Below are 14,462 nucleotides of genomic sequence, written 5' to 3' on the forward strand. Positions count from 1 at the left end.
AAAAACTCGTGGCAATCTGTATCTTAACTAACAGATTACTTCGTCATTCTTCCTCGCAATGACACTTCAAATAGCACAAGCTTATACTAACAAAACCGTCACTTCGAGTGAAATTTCGCAGAAATTTTGTATCGAGAAGTACTTTGATTTCCCTAGCTGTTCTCGATACACCAAATCATAGATTTGGTACTCGAACTGACGTTTTAAAAATCTCAAAACTCAATACTAATATCTCAATTCTAACTCATTACGTCTTTGCGAGAGTTTCAAAAAACTCGTGGCAATCTGTATCTTAACTAACAGATTACTTCGTCATTCTTCCTCGCAATGACGTTTCAAACATGCTCAATACTAATATCTTAAAACTACATTCATATCACCTGAAAACCATGCGCATACGGATCGTCTTCTTCATCAATAATAATCGTATTATAACCATACACTTTTGCCCAACCTTGAATGCTTGGTACAATGGCTGGTTTACCTGCTAAAGCCGTTTCTTCGGTTATACGACCAATAAATTTTGAACCAATATAACTTTCATGGATAAACTCTTCACCTAGTTTCAATTTTCCTTTTGCGTGCAATTGTGCCAATCGCGCAGAAGTTCCTGTTCCACAAGGACTTCTGTCAATCGCTTTATCTCCATAGAAAACAGCATTTCTTCCTGAAGACGTTTCATCTAATGGATTTCCTGTCCAAAGTAAGTGCGAAACATCACGAATAGTATCATTTTCTGGATGCACAAATAAATTTGGATATTTTGAATTAATTCGTTCACGAACCACTTGCGAATATTGAATAATTTTACTCGCGGTAAAGTTGTGAATTCCGCTGAAATTTTCTTGCGGATCTACAATTGCATAGTAATTTCCGCCATAAGCGACATCAAAGGTAAGTTCTCCCAATTCGGGACAATCTATTGCCAAGTTTTCTGCTGCTAAATAGCTTTTTACATTCGTTAACCGAACCCAATCTACTTTTTTTCCCGTTTGTTGGTATTCGATTTCAACCAGACCTGCTGGCGCTTCCATCCTAATTTTTCCTTGTGTTTTTGGTGTAATCAAACCTTCTTCTATGGCAATGGTAATCGTTCCAATAGTTCCGTGTCCACACATGGGCAAACAGCCAGAAGTTTCTATAAACAGAATACCAAAATCATTCTCAGGATTGCTTGGCGGAAATAGAATACTTCCACTCATCATGTCGTGTCCGCGCGGTTCAAACATGAGTCCTTTCCGAATCCAATCGTATTCTTTAAGAAAATGCTGTCGTTTTTCACTCATATTGGCACCAACTAAATTTGGTCCGCCACCAGCAACAACGCGCACAGGATTCCCGCAGGTATGTGCATCAATACAAAAAAAGGTCTTTTTCATAATAGCATTTAGCATTTAGCATTTAGCATTTAGCATTTAGCATTTAGCAAAAATAATTTTCACAAAGCTGCTTTTGTTTCTTGATCGTCTACCAAACGAAGAATTTGCAACGGATTTTCGTTTTTTAATTCATCTGGTAACAATTCATTTGGAAAATCTTGAAAGCTAAACGGTCGCACCCAACGTTTGATAGCATCTCTACCAACCGCCGTAAAACGACTGTCTGTCGATGCAGGATACGGTCCGCCATGTAACATAGCAGGCACAACTTCCACACCAGTGGGAACACCGTTAAAAATGATTCTTCCCACTCGATCTGACAAGGCTTTTATAATATTATCATAATCAGAAACTTCATTTTCCTCAGAAAGTATCGTTCCTGTCAATTGTCCTTCTAAATTTGATATAATGGCTTCTAATTCTGCTTCATTTTCACATTGAACCACCAAAGAAAATGGTCCAAAAACTTCTTCATGTAAGGTCGAATTTTCTAAAAACGTTTTCCCTTCAACCGTTGCAACTGCTTGTTGTGCATAGTTTTCGGTAACCGTTTCCGTAATTGCTGCAACCGTAGTCACATTTTCTTGATCTTGTGCTTGCAATTTGTTATTTGTGTATGCGGCGTGAATATTTGGATGCAACATACATTGTGGTTTTATCTGAACGATTTCTTCTGATAGAATATTTATAAAATTGGTCAAACTTTCGCTTTGTATTCCCAGAATTAACCCTGGATTTGTACAAAACTGACCTGTTCCCAATGTAATAGATTTTGCATACGTTTTTGCCCAAGATTCTCCTTTGTTTTCCAATGCTTTTGGCAATAAAATGACAGGGTTTATACTTCCCATTTCCGCAAATACTGGAATGGGTTCTTTTCGTTTTGCCGCTAAATCTAACAATGCACGTCCGCCGCGAATACTTCCTGTAAATCCGACTCCTTTAACTTTTGGATGTGAAACTAATTCTTGTCCGACTTCAATTCCGCTACTATTCAGATTTGAAAACACACCGTTTGGCATGCCCGTTTTTTGTGCTGCTTTCGCGATTGCCGAAGCTACTAATTCGCCTGTTCCTGCGTGCATTGGATGCGATTTTACAATAACAGGGCAGCCCGAAGCCAATGCAGAAGCGGTATCGCCGCCAGCCGTAGAATAGGCTAACGGAAAGTTGCTTGCGCCAAAAACGACGATTGGTCCAATTGGGACTAACATTTTGCGTAAATCGACTCTCGGATTTGGTATTCTTTCAGGTTGTGCAGGATCAATCCGTGCTTCTACCCAAGAACCTTCTTCTATGAGTTTGGCAAAAGTTCGTAATTGTCCAATTGTTCTGCCGCGTTCGCCTTTGGCTCTTCCTTCTGGCAAACCAGTTTCTGACATATATACCTTGACTAGTTCATCATCTAAAGCTAAAATTTCGTCTGCAATTGCATTTAAAAACGCTGCTTTTTTTACGCCAGAAATTGTTCTGAATTCCTTAAAAGCTTCAGATGCAAGGTTTACAGCTTCTTGAATTTCTTTAGAAGTTGCTTCCGAATATATGTTTTCGTTGGTGGTATTTGTTTTCGGATTGAAAGTCCTATACGTAATAGTTCCATCCGCGGAAAGCGAGTTTCCAATATAGTTTTTTCCTGTAATCATGTTTTCGGTAGTTAATTTATCGTTCACAATTGATACTCTGAAACGAAGATTCTATTGTATAAAGTTAGAGAAATATTAAATACATACAGGTCAAAAAATAAACATCTCTGACCTGTATACTAATAGTTCAATATTAACGTATTATAAATATCTTTTATAATCTGGTAATGTAGGACGCGTTTTGATTCCTTTTTTGATAATTCTTAGTACTTTTTCTCTTTCTTTTCCTGCTAATGGCAATCTTGGTTCGCGTACATATTCTGTTCCGATTCCTGTGGCAACTTCGGCTAGTTTTATGTTTTGCACCAATTTTGTGTTGATATCCAATTCCAGTAATGGTAAAAACCATCTGTAAATTTCTAGCGCTTCTTTTATTTTTCCAGCTTTAGCTAAGGCATAAATAGCGACAGTTTCTTTTGGAAATGCACAAACTAAACCTGCAACCCAACCTTCTGCGCCCATTAACATACTTTCTAAAGCTAAAGTATCTACACCGCTTAAAATTGCCATGCGATCACCAAAATGGTTTTTGATGCGTGTAATGTTTGAAATATCGCGTGTTGATTCTTTTACGGCTTGAATGTTTGGACATTCTTTTAACAATTCGGCAAACATATCTAGGGTAACTTCAATTCCATAATCGACAGGATTGTTGTAAATCATAATTGGTAAATCGGTACTATTTGCTACTGATTTAAAAAATTGAATCGTTTCTCTTTCATCCGCTTTGTAGCGCATTGGTGGCAACATCATTAAACCGCTTGCGCCATCTTCCTTAGCATGTAACGCCACATGTATGGCGGCTTGGGTTGATGGTTCTGCAATGTTGATAATTACAGGAACTTTTCCTTTTACAATTTTCACCGTTTCTGTAACTAATGTTCGTTTTTCTTTGTGTGATAAAGTACTTGCTTCCCCTAAAGTACCTCCTAAAATAATTCCGTGTACGCCAGCTTCCAATTGAGCATGAATGTTGACAGCAAACATGTTTAAGTCGAGATTGTCTTTCTCTGTAAATTTGGTTGTTACTGCTGGCATTACACCTTTCCAGTTAATTTTCATTTCTTTAATTTATATGGTTAAAAATTTTTTTGGTCGTGTAAAAGTACTTTTATTCTTGAGTTTTTAAATAGTAGATATTATCCAGTTTTGATACTATTTTATCTTAAAATTTGTTTTTTAGTATTAATTTAGATTAATTTCAGCGTAATTAACATTTGTACAATGAAAGTTTTACCTTTTAAAATACCCAAGACAGAAAACGATATTTTGATCGTTCAGGAAAATCGTGGACACATTTTTTATGACCAATTGCATCAGCATGAAGAAATTCAGCTTTCCTGTATTATTTCTGGAAAAGGAACTTTTATTGTCGGTGATACTATTCGCGATTTTCAATCAAATGATGTGTTGTTATTTGGAAGCAATGTGCCGCATGTGTTGAAGAGTGATATGGAACGTGGAGAAGAATCGTATATGATTTCTTTCTTTTTTACGAGTGATAGTTTTGGTTCACATTTTTTTGACTTACCCAAACTTCAAAAAGCAGCACAATTGTTGAAAGATGCAAACTTTGGCGTAAAGTTTTTGGAAAATCAGACCTATCTTAGTTTATTGTTTAAAAACATTTTACAACAACATACGATACGACAGTTTGCCTCTTTTTTTGAGATTCTTTCTATGTTGGCACAATCGCAATATGAAACAATTTCATCATTCGTCAACACTAAAAATTATACTGATGACGAAGGAAAACGGATGAGTGCCGTTTTTGAATTTGTAATGAATAATTATGATCAGAAAATTGTGCTGGAAGATATTGCAATGATTGCCAACATGACGCCAAATGCGTTTTGCAAGTATTTTAAGCAACGAACTAATAAAACGTTTTTTAAGTTTTTGACAGAAGTCAGAATTGAGAATGCATGCAAATTTTTAAGTAATTCCTCGCAATTATCAATTGCTGATATTGCCTATACTTGTGGATTTTTTAATGTATCAAATTTTAATAGGAAGTTTAAGGAAATTAAAGGCATCACGCCGACACGATTTCGGAAGAGTTTTTATTTGAGTTGATTTGATGAAACGTCACTACGAGGAGTTTGCGACGTGGTAGTCTGTTTCTAATTAAACTCCGTATTTTCATAAAAAACAGATTGCTTCAACCTAATCTAGCAATGACGAATCATAGACTTCTACTACTACTCTACTAAAAATTATACTTAAAAAATTGCGTAACCAAATAGCTACACATATATTTGTAACCGATTAGTTACATAAATTATGAGAAGAGATGTTTTTCAGGCAATTGCCGATCCTGTACGTAGAGATATTATTGACTTACTCGCAAAAGAAACGATGACAATCAATTCGCTTGCCGAAAAGTTTGATGTAAGTCGTCCCGCCATTTCAAAGCATTTAAAAATTTTAAAAGAATGCGATATCATTACGATTGAACAACAAGGAAGACAACGTTTTTGTATGATTCAGCCGAAAGAATTGATTCCTGCATTTTTATGGATTGATCAATACAAGCAATTATGGGAGAATAAGCTTGATAATTTTGAAAACTATCTACACCAATTACAATCTAAAAACAACAAACATGAATAATTTAGAAAACCGCACCATTACTATTGAAAGAACGTTTAACGCAGCTTTAGCGCTCGTTTGGGAAGCTTGGACACAACCCGAACATATTGCTTCTTGGTGGGCTCCAAATGGAATGAAATTAGATATTGTGGAGCATAATTTTACTGTCGGTGGAACATGGAAGTTTAGCATGCCAATGCCAGATGGAAATGAATTTATTTCGGAAGGCGTTTACACAGAAATCATTCCGCAAGAAAAAATAGTATTCACTGCCAATTTTAAACCTATGACGGAAAATGTGGAAATTCAAGTACTTTTTAAAGCAAATGGCGATAAAACTAACTTTACATTCCACGTGATCCACGAAACGGAAGAATACTGTCGTCAGCAAGAAGCAATGGGAATTTACAATGGTTGGGGAAGTGCTTTTGACCGATTGGAAGGATTCTTGGATTCTTAAATCGCATTGTAGTTTTGTCAATATATTTCTATATCTTGTTCCTACATTAAAACAAACTTTAGCATGCGATTACAACTTATTACGACGCTCGCGTTGAGTCTTTTTTTCCTTGTCGGATATGCGCAAGATGGCGATGTTGCTAAGAAAGGACAAGACGTTTCAGACCTTATATTTACGGTAGAAAACGGCAAGAAAATAAAAATGTCCGATTATAAAGATAAAGTTGTATTTATCAACTTTTTTGCCAATTGGTGCGGACCTTGTAAACTAGAAATGCCCTATTTAGAAAAAGATGTTTGGCTGCAATATAAAGACAACGAAAACTTTGCAATGTTTGGTTTTGCACGCGGTGATGATTTAGCGAAGGTACAAAAGTTTCAGAAAGATTTTAAAACGACATTTCCAATGCATCCTGATGTTTCTAAAGCAATTTACAATCATTTTGCAACAAAATACATTCCAAGAAATTATATTATTAAAAACGGTAAAATAGTTTATACGTCCATGGGTTTTACGAAAAAGGAATTTGAAGAAATGGTTGAATTTTTAGACGAATTATTGAAAAAGTAACCGCAAAATAAATTTTAAAATGAACTTAGAAACTATAAAAAAGCGCACCAAGCAAAACAAATATTCTTATCAGAAGATTCTATTTTAAAAAAGCCGACAGTTATTGGGTATGACAAACAATTTCGTTGGAGTTGGATGGCAACGCAACTCAATACATTTATAGCTATAAGCGATTTTTCCGAAGAGAAAATTACAGTAGAAACACTAGAATGTTGAAAATAACTAAATACTAAACTTACCAAACCTCTTTCAACTTTATATATTCCTTGCTCTTTTAAGTTTCCAATAATTCACGGAATCGTCAGATGGTTTCCTGTTTTTTTCGGGAATCTTATCCTAACTTGCTGATTATTAACTTTAAAATCACACATTATGTTAGAAAATTTAAAAAAGTTTGAAATCAAAAATTCAAGTACCATTGTAGGCGGATTGATGCCTAAAAGAAATGTAATAGAGTAAACTTTGGTATACTTTATTGCAAACTTAAAAAGAGGCTGTCTTAAAAGTATTAAAATCACCATTCTGAATTTATTCCAGAATCTCATTCCAATGATTTCCAATGATTATGAGAAATCAAATCAAGTTTGATTTGACGAAAATTTAACTTTTAAGACAGCCGCTTCTGAATATTATCGCACCACTTTTAGCTTAGCAAAACGCAGCAATAGCTTTTTAATTCCGCCGACTTTAAATTTGATTTCTGCTTTTTTGTCGCCACCAACGCCTTCTAATCGTAGAATTTCTCCACGACCAAAACGCGTGTGTTCTACCAAGGTTCCTGGTACTAAACTTTCGTCTAATAAACTTCCACTTGGCGGCGTACTTTGTGTTTGTTCTGGTCTTAATTTTCGAAGTTTTCGAACTTGTTCTGCTGTCGGACTTCCTACAACAGGCGGACGACCAGATTTTGGTTTTTGTAAACGTAATTTACTTTTGTCTACTTCTCCAAAAATATCATTGTCTATCAATGGTTTGAATCGGTAACTTTCAATTGGCGTGATGTAATCTAAATATTTGTCGTCAATTTCTTCAATAAAACGACTTGGTTCTGCATCGACCAATTTTCCCCAACGGTAACGACTTTGTGTATAGGTTAAATAGGCTTGTTGCTCCGCTCTGGTTAAAGCAACGTAGAACAAACGGCGTTCTTCTTCGAGTTCACTTCGCGTGCTCATACTCATTCCTGATGGAAATAAATCTTCTTCCATTCCTACAATATACACATGCGGAAATTCGAGTCCTTTTGCCAAGTGAATCGTCATTAAAGCAACACGATCGTCATCACCTTTGTCATTGTCCATATCGGTTGCAAGCGCTACATCTTCTAGGAATTCTGCCAACGCTCCTGTTGCATCTGCGACTTCAATTTGACCTTCAACAAAATCTTTTATACCGTTTAGTAACTCTTCAATATTTTCAATACGTGCAATTCCTTCGGGTGTTCCGTCCTTTTTTAATTCTTGAACTAAACCAGTCGTTTTGGTTACATGTGCTGTCAATTCAAATGCATTTACATTTTCACTCATAACCTGAAAACTTTTAACCATCGTGGTAAAGTTTTCCAATTTTGTTTTGGTTCCTTTGTTTATTTTGAGATCGATTTTGGAGATATTTTCCATCACTTCAAACATAGAGCGTCCGTAATGTTTGGCGGCAACAACCAATTTATCAATCGTAGTCTGCCCTATTCCACGTGCCGGATAGTTGATAACACGCTTTAAACTTTCTTCATCTTTCGGATTGACAATTAAGCGTAAATACGCCAATACGTCTTTGATTTCTTTTCGTTGATAGAATGATAAACCACCATAAATTCGATATGGAATATCGCGCTTACGCAACGCGTCTTCCATTGCTCTCGATTGTGCATTGGTGCGATATAAGATGGCAAAATCACCGTTTGGCAATTGCTCACGCATTTTAGTTTCAAAAATAGAACCTGCTACAAAACGTCCTTCTTCTCCATCGGTAACACTGCGGTTTACTTTTATTTTAGGGCCAGAATCATTTGCGGTCCAAACTACTTTATCTAAACGTGTTTTGTTGTGTTCTATGACAGAATTGGCAGCTTCTACAATGTTTTTGGTAGAACGGTAATTTTGTTCCAAACGGTACATTTCAACATTGTCATAATCTTTTTGGAAGTTTAGAATGTTGTTGATGTTTGCACCACGAAACGCATAAATACTTTGCGAATCATCACCTACGACACAAATATTCTGAAAACGATCTGCCAATGCTTTTACAATCAGATATTGCGAATGGTTTGTATCTTGGTACTCATCCACCAAAATATAGCGGAAACGATTTTGATATTTGGCTAAGACATCTGGAAAACGATTTAGTAATTCGTTGGTTCTCAGTAGTAAATCGTCAAAATCCATCGCGCCAGCTTTAAAACAACGATCTACGTATTCTTTATAGATTTCGCCCATTCGCGGACGTTTTGCCATGGCATCAGCTTCTACCAAATCGGCATTGTTAAAATACGCACGAACCGTGATTAAATTGTTTTTGAAAGAGGAAATTCGCGAACGTACTTGTTTGTATTTGTAAATGTCTTTATCAAGCTGCATTTCCTTGATAATGGAGCGAATTAAACGTTCAGAATCTTGTGTGTCATATATGGTAAAATTGCTTGGATAGCCTAATTTATCTGCTTCAAAGCGTAAAATTTTTGCAAAAATAGAATGGAATGTTCCCATCCAAAGGTTTTTGGCTTCGCTTCCACCCACAATATCCGAAATACGCTTTTTCATTTCGCGCGCGGCTTTGTTGGTAAATGTGAGTGATAAAATATTGAACGCGTCAATTCCTTGACTCATTAAATAGGCAATTCGGTACGTAAGTACACGTGTTTTTCCTGAACCTGCACCAGCGATGACCATTAACGCTCCATCTTTGTGAAGTGTTGGCGCTCGTTGCGCGTCATTTAACTGATTTATATAGTGATGAATGTCTTGCTGCATAATTGCTTCAAAAATAAAACACTCAAGTCGCTATTACAATAGTTCTTTTTGAAAGTTATGCACTTTTTGTTGTTAGTTGTTGGGTTTTGGGTTTTGGGTTTTGGGTTTTGGGTTTTGGGTTTTGGGTTTTGGGTTTTGGGTTTTGGGTTTTGGGTTTTGGGTTTTGGGTTTTGGGTTAGAAGAAATGTTTTTTACTTTGTGATTCAAAACATAAACAGGTAAACTTATAAAGTCTTGAACTTCTTTTTTTTGTTGATTCGTCGATTTGTGTTTTTGTTTTGAGAAGATAAACTTTTATAATTAAGGTTACATTTGAAACTTCTCAATACTCAATACTCAATACTCAATACTAATAGCTCATAACTAAACAATCAAAGATCTGTAGTTTGTTTTCTGCTTATTTGAAACGGTTGAAACCAATCCCAACTGACGCCAAATCCAATTTGATGTCCAGAATCCACAAAACGGTAATTGTAATTGTCATGTCCATAAACGTAGGTTGCAAAAAGTCCGATATCGCGATTAAAAGGATAGATTGTAAAGGTCGTTTCGCTTCGTAACGCTTCTACAGATGGATGCGCACCTTGTATCATTTCAAATTTCTGCTCAATGGCGTAGCGTAATTTTGGTTTCCATTGATGTTCGTATTCATATTCCAATCCAAAACGATTTCTACCATAAATATTGATGTCAAAATCTGAATAACCTCCAAAATCAAACACTCCGAAAAATCGATTGTGATACAATTCCCAAGAAGCTGTAAAGGAATGAATTTTGAAAGGTTCGTCACGTTTATTAAGTTCGTTGAAGCGAAAATTTACAGAAATTTTGGTTGTATTGGTTGAAAAGTTTCCATTATTTCTATTGAGTATATCTGATAAATTAGTTTCATCAGTAATTGTCGCATGAAAGTCTGTACAAGGCATGGTTTCGTCGTCTTCGCCTGATAAAAAAGCACAACCCGATTGTCCGTTAGAGTAATGTCCCGTTTCAATTGCCCACGTAAAAAAGTTATTGCTACTTGTTTTTAGCATCTGTTGCCAACCAAATAGAAAGCGATACGAAGGCGTTTTTACAGGTTTCGAATTTTCCGCATACATACGAATGTGTGGCTGAAATGTTACATACAAGGCATTTCCTGCTTTGTTTTCATGTTCGTACATGTTTTTACGAATCGTATTTAAAATACTGTAATATACGACTGGTTTTGCGTCGAAAAGAATAGTTTCTAGCGAATTCATACTAGATAAATAACCCAAAAATGGTTTTACAGCAATTGGATAGTAATCATTAAAAGCGTTTCTATCTTGTGAAGCGTCTTTTGAAGTCGTTGTATTTTGTCCGAAACTCGTATAAAATAGCAGTAGAAATAATGGTAGTAGTATTTTTTTCATCGGTTAAATTTAATTCACTTTTTAAATGTAGAAAAAAAATAGTCACAATCAAGAGTAAACATACAGATTACTGTTTTGATTTGTTGAATTGTCTTTTTGAATGTATTAAAATTAATAGCTTTTAAGCACATGGAGAAAAGTTGTTGATGATTTTTACTTTGAATAAGAATATTGTAGTTTTAAAGCAACTGAATTTTTACTAAAAACTACACTTGAAAATGAAAAAAGTTGCACTTATTACAGGCGCTAGTAAAGGAATCGGATTTGCACTGACTAAAAAGTTACTACAAGAAAACTTCTTTGTTATTGGAACAAGTAGAAGCGGAAATATTGAAGGTGTTGAAGATGAAAATTTTTATGCATTACAACTAGACATCTCAAATACGGAAAGTATTAAAAGCGCGCACGAAGAAATTTTTAGCAATTTTAAACGTATTGATCTTTTGATTAATAATGCTGGAATTGGTCCTGATCTGGGCATGCAAACTCCCGAAAAAGAATCATTCAATCAAACATTTGATGTAAATGTAACTGGCCTTGTGTTTTTTACAGAACCGTTGATTGAGTTGGTCAACGAAAACGGAATTATTTTAAATGTATCTTCAAAAATGGGTTCGTTAGCTGTTTGTGAATCAACAGATTCTATTGCGTACCGAATGTCGAAAAGTGCATTAAATATGTACACAAAAATTCTATCAAACAGACTCAAAAACAATATTAGAGTAGCTACTATTCATCCAGGTTGGGTACAAACTACGATTATAGAAAGTAATCTTGAAAATGCTAGATTGACACCGAAAGAATCTGCTGATAATATGTTTGACTTTTTAACTAGCGAATTTGAAAGTGGTGCGTTTTGGGATTCTGAAACAGGAACTGATTTATTGTGGTAAGAAATATTTAGACAAAAATTACGTAAAACTACGCTGTGTATACTTTCCGATATTTTATTACTTTTAAAAAAAATTAATTCCATGGGATATCCAAAAGAAATCTTGATTCTAAGACATGCAGAAAAACCTGCAGAAGCTTCCAATGAAAATTTATCAACTAAAGGTTATGAACGCGCCGCAGCACTCGCTTACTACATGCCTGCAACTTTTGGTAAAATTGACCATATTTTTGCAGCTGGTGTTGGACATAAAAGTCACAGTGAACGTCCGCGAGAAACCATCACACCTTTGGCAGAACGTTTGGATAAAAAAGTACATGATTCTTATTTAAAGTATCAGTATAAAGAGATGATTACTCATATTTTTAGTGATGATAAATATACAGATTCAACGATTGCTATGGCTTGGCAACATACCGATATTGAAGCTATTGCAAACGCTTTTGGAACCAAAGATGTTCCTACGAGCAAATGGCCAGGCAGTTGTTTTGATTTGGTTTGGAAACTTATCTATAACGGCGATAAAACGTATACTTTAACGCAAATTCCGCAATTATTAATGTATGGAGATACTGATGATGTGATTGTAGATCCTGTCACAAAAACATTTTGTCAAGAGTTACAAGAAATTGACCCAAGAGAACTTTTTGGCACAAAACCACCGATTCCTGCTGGGCACTTTCCAAATAAGGCAATGACTTGTATTTTTGAAGTCCCAAAAGCCAATATCCCAACTGGGCTAACCGAACAGTATATATTTGTTGGCGCTAGCTTTTTACTTTCAGAACAAGCAATTATTAACAACCAAATTGCTGCTGTTTTAAATGTTGCGTATGATGTGAATGATGCAAAAAATTTGCAAATTCCATTCTCAGATGCAAAAGTAGACAAAAGAGCTGCTTTGCCTTTTGAAAAAGCGTCAAATGAAAATTATTACATCAATCAGCTAAGTAAAGTTGGTTTGGTAGATGGCAAAGAAAATGATATGATGACTTTGGTTGCGGCCGTATTAGAAGCCGAACAATTATTGAACTTTCCGTCCACAACACAACAAAAAACAGATGGAATGACCAATTTTTATGCGCAAGGAAACCTTGTTATTCATTGTCATGATGGAGGAAGTCGTTCTGTTACAATTACCGCTTTGTATTTATACTATAAATATTTTGTAAATACTGATATTCCTTTCGTGAATGTTTATAAAGACATTATCGCTTTACGCTGGAATCATTGCCCAAATCATCACCCAACACAAGGAATTTGCGAAAATGCTTATGAAGTTTTAAATACGTTTTCGGCTTTATTTCCAGAACCGATTCGTAAAGCATAAACTTAAAAAATCAACTAAAACCATACTGTCATGTCAAAAACATTTTGTGAAGAATTATATGATATCAAACAAAAAAACTCTCCAGACTTACCTGGTTTTTGCGCTGTTAAAAAACCTTGGGTACGACCTACAAATCTTCCAGAGTCAAACATAATGACACCTATTTTTCAAATACCAGCAGCAGCTGTACCTTCTGGACTTAAGGAACAATATATTTATGTTGGAATTGGTTATGGCTTGCAACAAAATCTAATATCTCCTAATAATATTGCGGGCGTTTTAAATGTGGCTTATGATGTAAATGATCCTGCTGATTTACAAAATGCGTATAATCCTACTGATCCATCTATTAAAAAAATACTTGATTTCGAACTTGCCGTTTGGTGTTTTCCATCGTTGCTTAGTAAAGTTGGGCTTGTTGATGGAAATGAAAATAATATGATGACATTGGTTTCTGCTATTTATATGGCAGATCAGTTGTTAAATTTCCCATCACTTACAGAGCAAATGGAAGAAACTACTACAAATCCAGGAGATCCGATGACTAATTTCTATCAACAGGGAAATTTGCTCATTCATTGTCATGATGGCGGAAGTCGCTCAGTGACCATTACTGCATTGTATATTTATTATAAATTTTTTGTTGGAAAATGTACGTTTCAAGAAGTATATCAAGAAGTGATCTGTTGTCGTTATGAGGAAGCTTCAAACCATGTACCAACACAAGGAATTTGCGAAAATGCTTATGAAGTTTTAAATACGTTTAAAGAATTATTTCCTGAACCTGTTCGCAAGTAATTGCATTCATTTATTAAAAGATAGAAATCATAAAGTAAGGTATTCCCGTAGTTTGAAAAATGTAATCTTTCGTAATTTTATTAAATAACTTAAAAAACACAAAAAAATGAAAAAGCAAAAATTAAAAAACTTAGCCTTAAACAAAATTTCTATCTCAAAATTTGAAATTAACGGAGGACTTAGAGTACCAATGGATGAAGGAGAATCTTTATTTAATACGGTTTGTCCTATGTGTGAAACGGAAGACTGTCCACCAAGTGATCAAGATCAATAGATGAGTTAAAATAATTTACAAAAGAAGCTTTCAGGAAACTGGAAGCTTTTTTAATGCCAAATAATTAGCACCAATTGAATTCTTATTTAACGTGAGTTCGATATGAAACCGCCTATATCTAATTGATTTTCAAAATTTTAATACATATGTCAAATCGAGCA

General features: G+C 35.1%; 13 protein-coding genes. 8 read left to right on the forward strand and 5 right to left on the reverse strand.

Going from position 1 to position 14,462, the window contains the following annotated elements:
* Window positions 1-371 precede the first annotated feature (371 nt).
* From AB8B65_RS19290 to AB8B65_RS19300, 3 genes are all read right to left on the reverse strand, one after another.
* Window positions 372-1,382 (reverse strand): 4-hydroxyproline epimerase, encoded by a 1,011-nt coding sequence (locus tag AB8B65_RS19290; RefSeq protein WP_405302929.1) that lies wholly within the window; start codon window positions 1,380-1,382, stop codon window positions 372-374.
* A gap of 56 nt (window positions 1,383-1,438) precedes the next feature.
* On the reverse strand, window positions 1,439-3,022 hold the full coding sequence (locus tag AB8B65_RS19295) for an aldehyde dehydrogenase (NADP(+)) (protein ID WP_405302930.1): 1,584 nt from the start codon (window positions 3,020-3,022) through the stop codon (window positions 1,439-1,441).
* A gap of 141 nt (window positions 3,023-3,163) precedes the next feature.
* Window positions 3,164-4,084, reverse strand: a complete 921-nt coding sequence (locus AB8B65_RS19300) for a dihydrodipicolinate synthase family protein (protein WP_405302918.1) — start codon at window positions 4,082-4,084, stop codon at window positions 3,164-3,166.
* 162 nt (window positions 4,085-4,246) lie between these two features.
* Between AB8B65_RS19300 and AB8B65_RS19305 the strand changes: the two genes are divergently transcribed.
* The 4 genes from AB8B65_RS19305 to AB8B65_RS19320 all read left to right on the forward strand — a co-directional run bounded on the left by AB8B65_RS19305 (window position 4,247) and on the right by AB8B65_RS19320 (window position 6,644).
* Window positions 4,247-5,098: an AraC family transcriptional regulator gene (locus AB8B65_RS19305; protein WP_405302919.1), complete on the forward strand. Its 852-nt coding sequence runs from the start codon at window positions 4,247-4,249 to the stop codon at window positions 5,096-5,098.
* 207 nt (window positions 5,099-5,305) lie between these two features.
* Complete coding sequence (locus tag AB8B65_RS19310; RefSeq protein WP_405302920.1) at window positions 5,306-5,635, forward strand: ArsR/SmtB family transcription factor; 330 nt, start codon at window positions 5,306-5,308, stop codon at window positions 5,633-5,635.
* Window positions 5,628-6,074, forward strand: coding sequence for an SRPBCC domain-containing protein (locus AB8B65_RS19315; RefSeq protein WP_405302921.1), 447 nt, complete (start codon window positions 5,628-5,630; stop codon window positions 6,072-6,074). Before AB8B65_RS19310 ends, AB8B65_RS19315 begins: the two co-directional genes overlap by 8 nt.
* A gap of 63 nt (window positions 6,075-6,137) precedes the next feature.
* Entirely contained in the window at window positions 6,138-6,644 is a 507-nt protein-coding gene (locus AB8B65_RS19320) for a TlpA family protein disulfide reductase (protein WP_405302922.1), read from the forward strand.
* A 629-nt stretch (window positions 6,645-7,273) separates the two neighbouring features.
* Here AB8B65_RS19320 and AB8B65_RS19325 read toward each other — a convergent pair.
* Both AB8B65_RS19325 and AB8B65_RS19330 read right to left on the reverse strand, forming a co-directional pair.
* A complete protein-coding gene (locus AB8B65_RS19325; protein WP_405302923.1) occupies window positions 7,274-9,613 on the reverse strand; it encodes an ATP-dependent helicase in 2,340 nt (779 codons plus the stop codon).
* A gap of 371 nt (window positions 9,614-9,984) precedes the next feature.
* A complete protein-coding gene (locus AB8B65_RS19330; RefSeq protein ID WP_405302924.1) occupies window positions 9,985-11,007 on the reverse strand; it encodes a hypothetical protein in 1,023 nt (340 codons plus the stop codon).
* 218 nt (window positions 11,008-11,225) lie between these two features.
* On the opposite strand from AB8B65_RS19330, the gene AB8B65_RS19335 reads away from it, so the two are divergent.
* The 4 genes from AB8B65_RS19335 to AB8B65_RS19350 all read left to right on the forward strand — a co-directional run bounded on the left by AB8B65_RS19335 (window position 11,226) and on the right by AB8B65_RS19350 (window position 14,301).
* Entirely contained in the window at window positions 11,226-11,900 is a 675-nt protein-coding gene (locus AB8B65_RS19335) for an SDR family NAD(P)-dependent oxidoreductase (protein WP_405302925.1), read from the forward strand.
* A gap of 81 nt (window positions 11,901-11,981) precedes the next feature.
* Window positions 11,982-13,229, forward strand: coding sequence for a hypothetical protein (locus AB8B65_RS19340; RefSeq protein ID WP_405302926.1), 1,248 nt, complete (start codon window positions 11,982-11,984; stop codon window positions 13,227-13,229).
* Between the two features lie 30 nt (window positions 13,230-13,259).
* Window positions 13,260-14,027 (forward strand): hypothetical protein, encoded by a 768-nt coding sequence (locus AB8B65_RS19345; RefSeq protein WP_405302927.1) that lies wholly within the window; start codon window positions 13,260-13,262, stop codon window positions 14,025-14,027.
* 106 nt (window positions 14,028-14,133) lie between these two features.
* Window positions 14,134-14,301, forward strand: coding sequence for a hypothetical protein (locus AB8B65_RS19350; RefSeq protein ID WP_405302928.1), 168 nt, complete (start codon window positions 14,134-14,136; stop codon window positions 14,299-14,301).
* Window positions 14,302-14,462: the final 161 nt, after the last annotated feature.

The sequence above is a fragment of the Kordia sp. genome (genome assembly GCF_045105435.1).
Taxonomy (GTDB): Bacteria; Bacteroidota; Bacteroidia; order Flavobacteriales; family Flavobacteriaceae; genus Kordia.

Bases quoted from the DNA above. Each gene is read 5' to 3' on its own strand.
- AB8B65_RS19295 (WP_405302930.1), bottom strand. From the start codon at position 3,022: ATGATTACAGGAAAAAACTATATTGGAAACTCGCTTTCCGCGGATGGA.
- AB8B65_RS19300 (WP_405302918.1), bottom strand. From the start codon at position 4,084: ATGAAAATTAACTGGAAAGGTGTAATGCCAGCAGTAACAACCAAATTT.
- AB8B65_RS19305 (WP_405302919.1), top strand. From the start codon at position 4,247: ATGAAAGTTTTACCTTTTAAAATACCCAAGACAGAAAACGATATTTTG.
- AB8B65_RS19310 (WP_405302920.1), top strand. From the start codon at position 5,306: ATGAGAAGAGATGTTTTTCAGGCAATTGCCGATCCTGTACGTAGAGAT.
- AB8B65_RS19315 (WP_405302921.1), top strand. From the start codon at position 5,628: ATGAATAATTTAGAAAACCGCACCATTACTATTGAAAGAACGTTTAAC.
- AB8B65_RS19320 (WP_405302922.1), top strand. From the start codon at position 6,138: ATGCGATTACAACTTATTACGACGCTCGCGTTGAGTCTTTTTTTCCTT.
- AB8B65_RS19325 (WP_405302923.1), bottom strand. From the start codon at position 9,613: ATGCAGCAAGACATTCATCACTATATAAATCAGTTAAATGACGCGCAA.
- AB8B65_RS19330 (WP_405302924.1), bottom strand. From the start codon at position 11,007: ATGAAAAAAATACTACTACCATTATTTCTACTGCTATTTTATACGAGT.
- AB8B65_RS19335 (WP_405302925.1), top strand. From the start codon at position 11,226: ATGAAAAAAGTTGCACTTATTACAGGCGCTAGTAAAGGAATCGGATTT.
- AB8B65_RS19340 (WP_405302926.1), top strand. From the start codon at position 11,982: ATGGGATATCCAAAAGAAATCTTGATTCTAAGACATGCAGAAAAACCT.
- AB8B65_RS19345 (WP_405302927.1), top strand. From the start codon at position 13,260: ATGTCAAAAACATTTTGTGAAGAATTATATGATATCAAACAAAAAAAC.
- AB8B65_RS19350 (WP_405302928.1), top strand. From the start codon at position 14,134: ATGAAAAAGCAAAAATTAAAAAACTTAGCCTTAAACAAAATTTCTATC.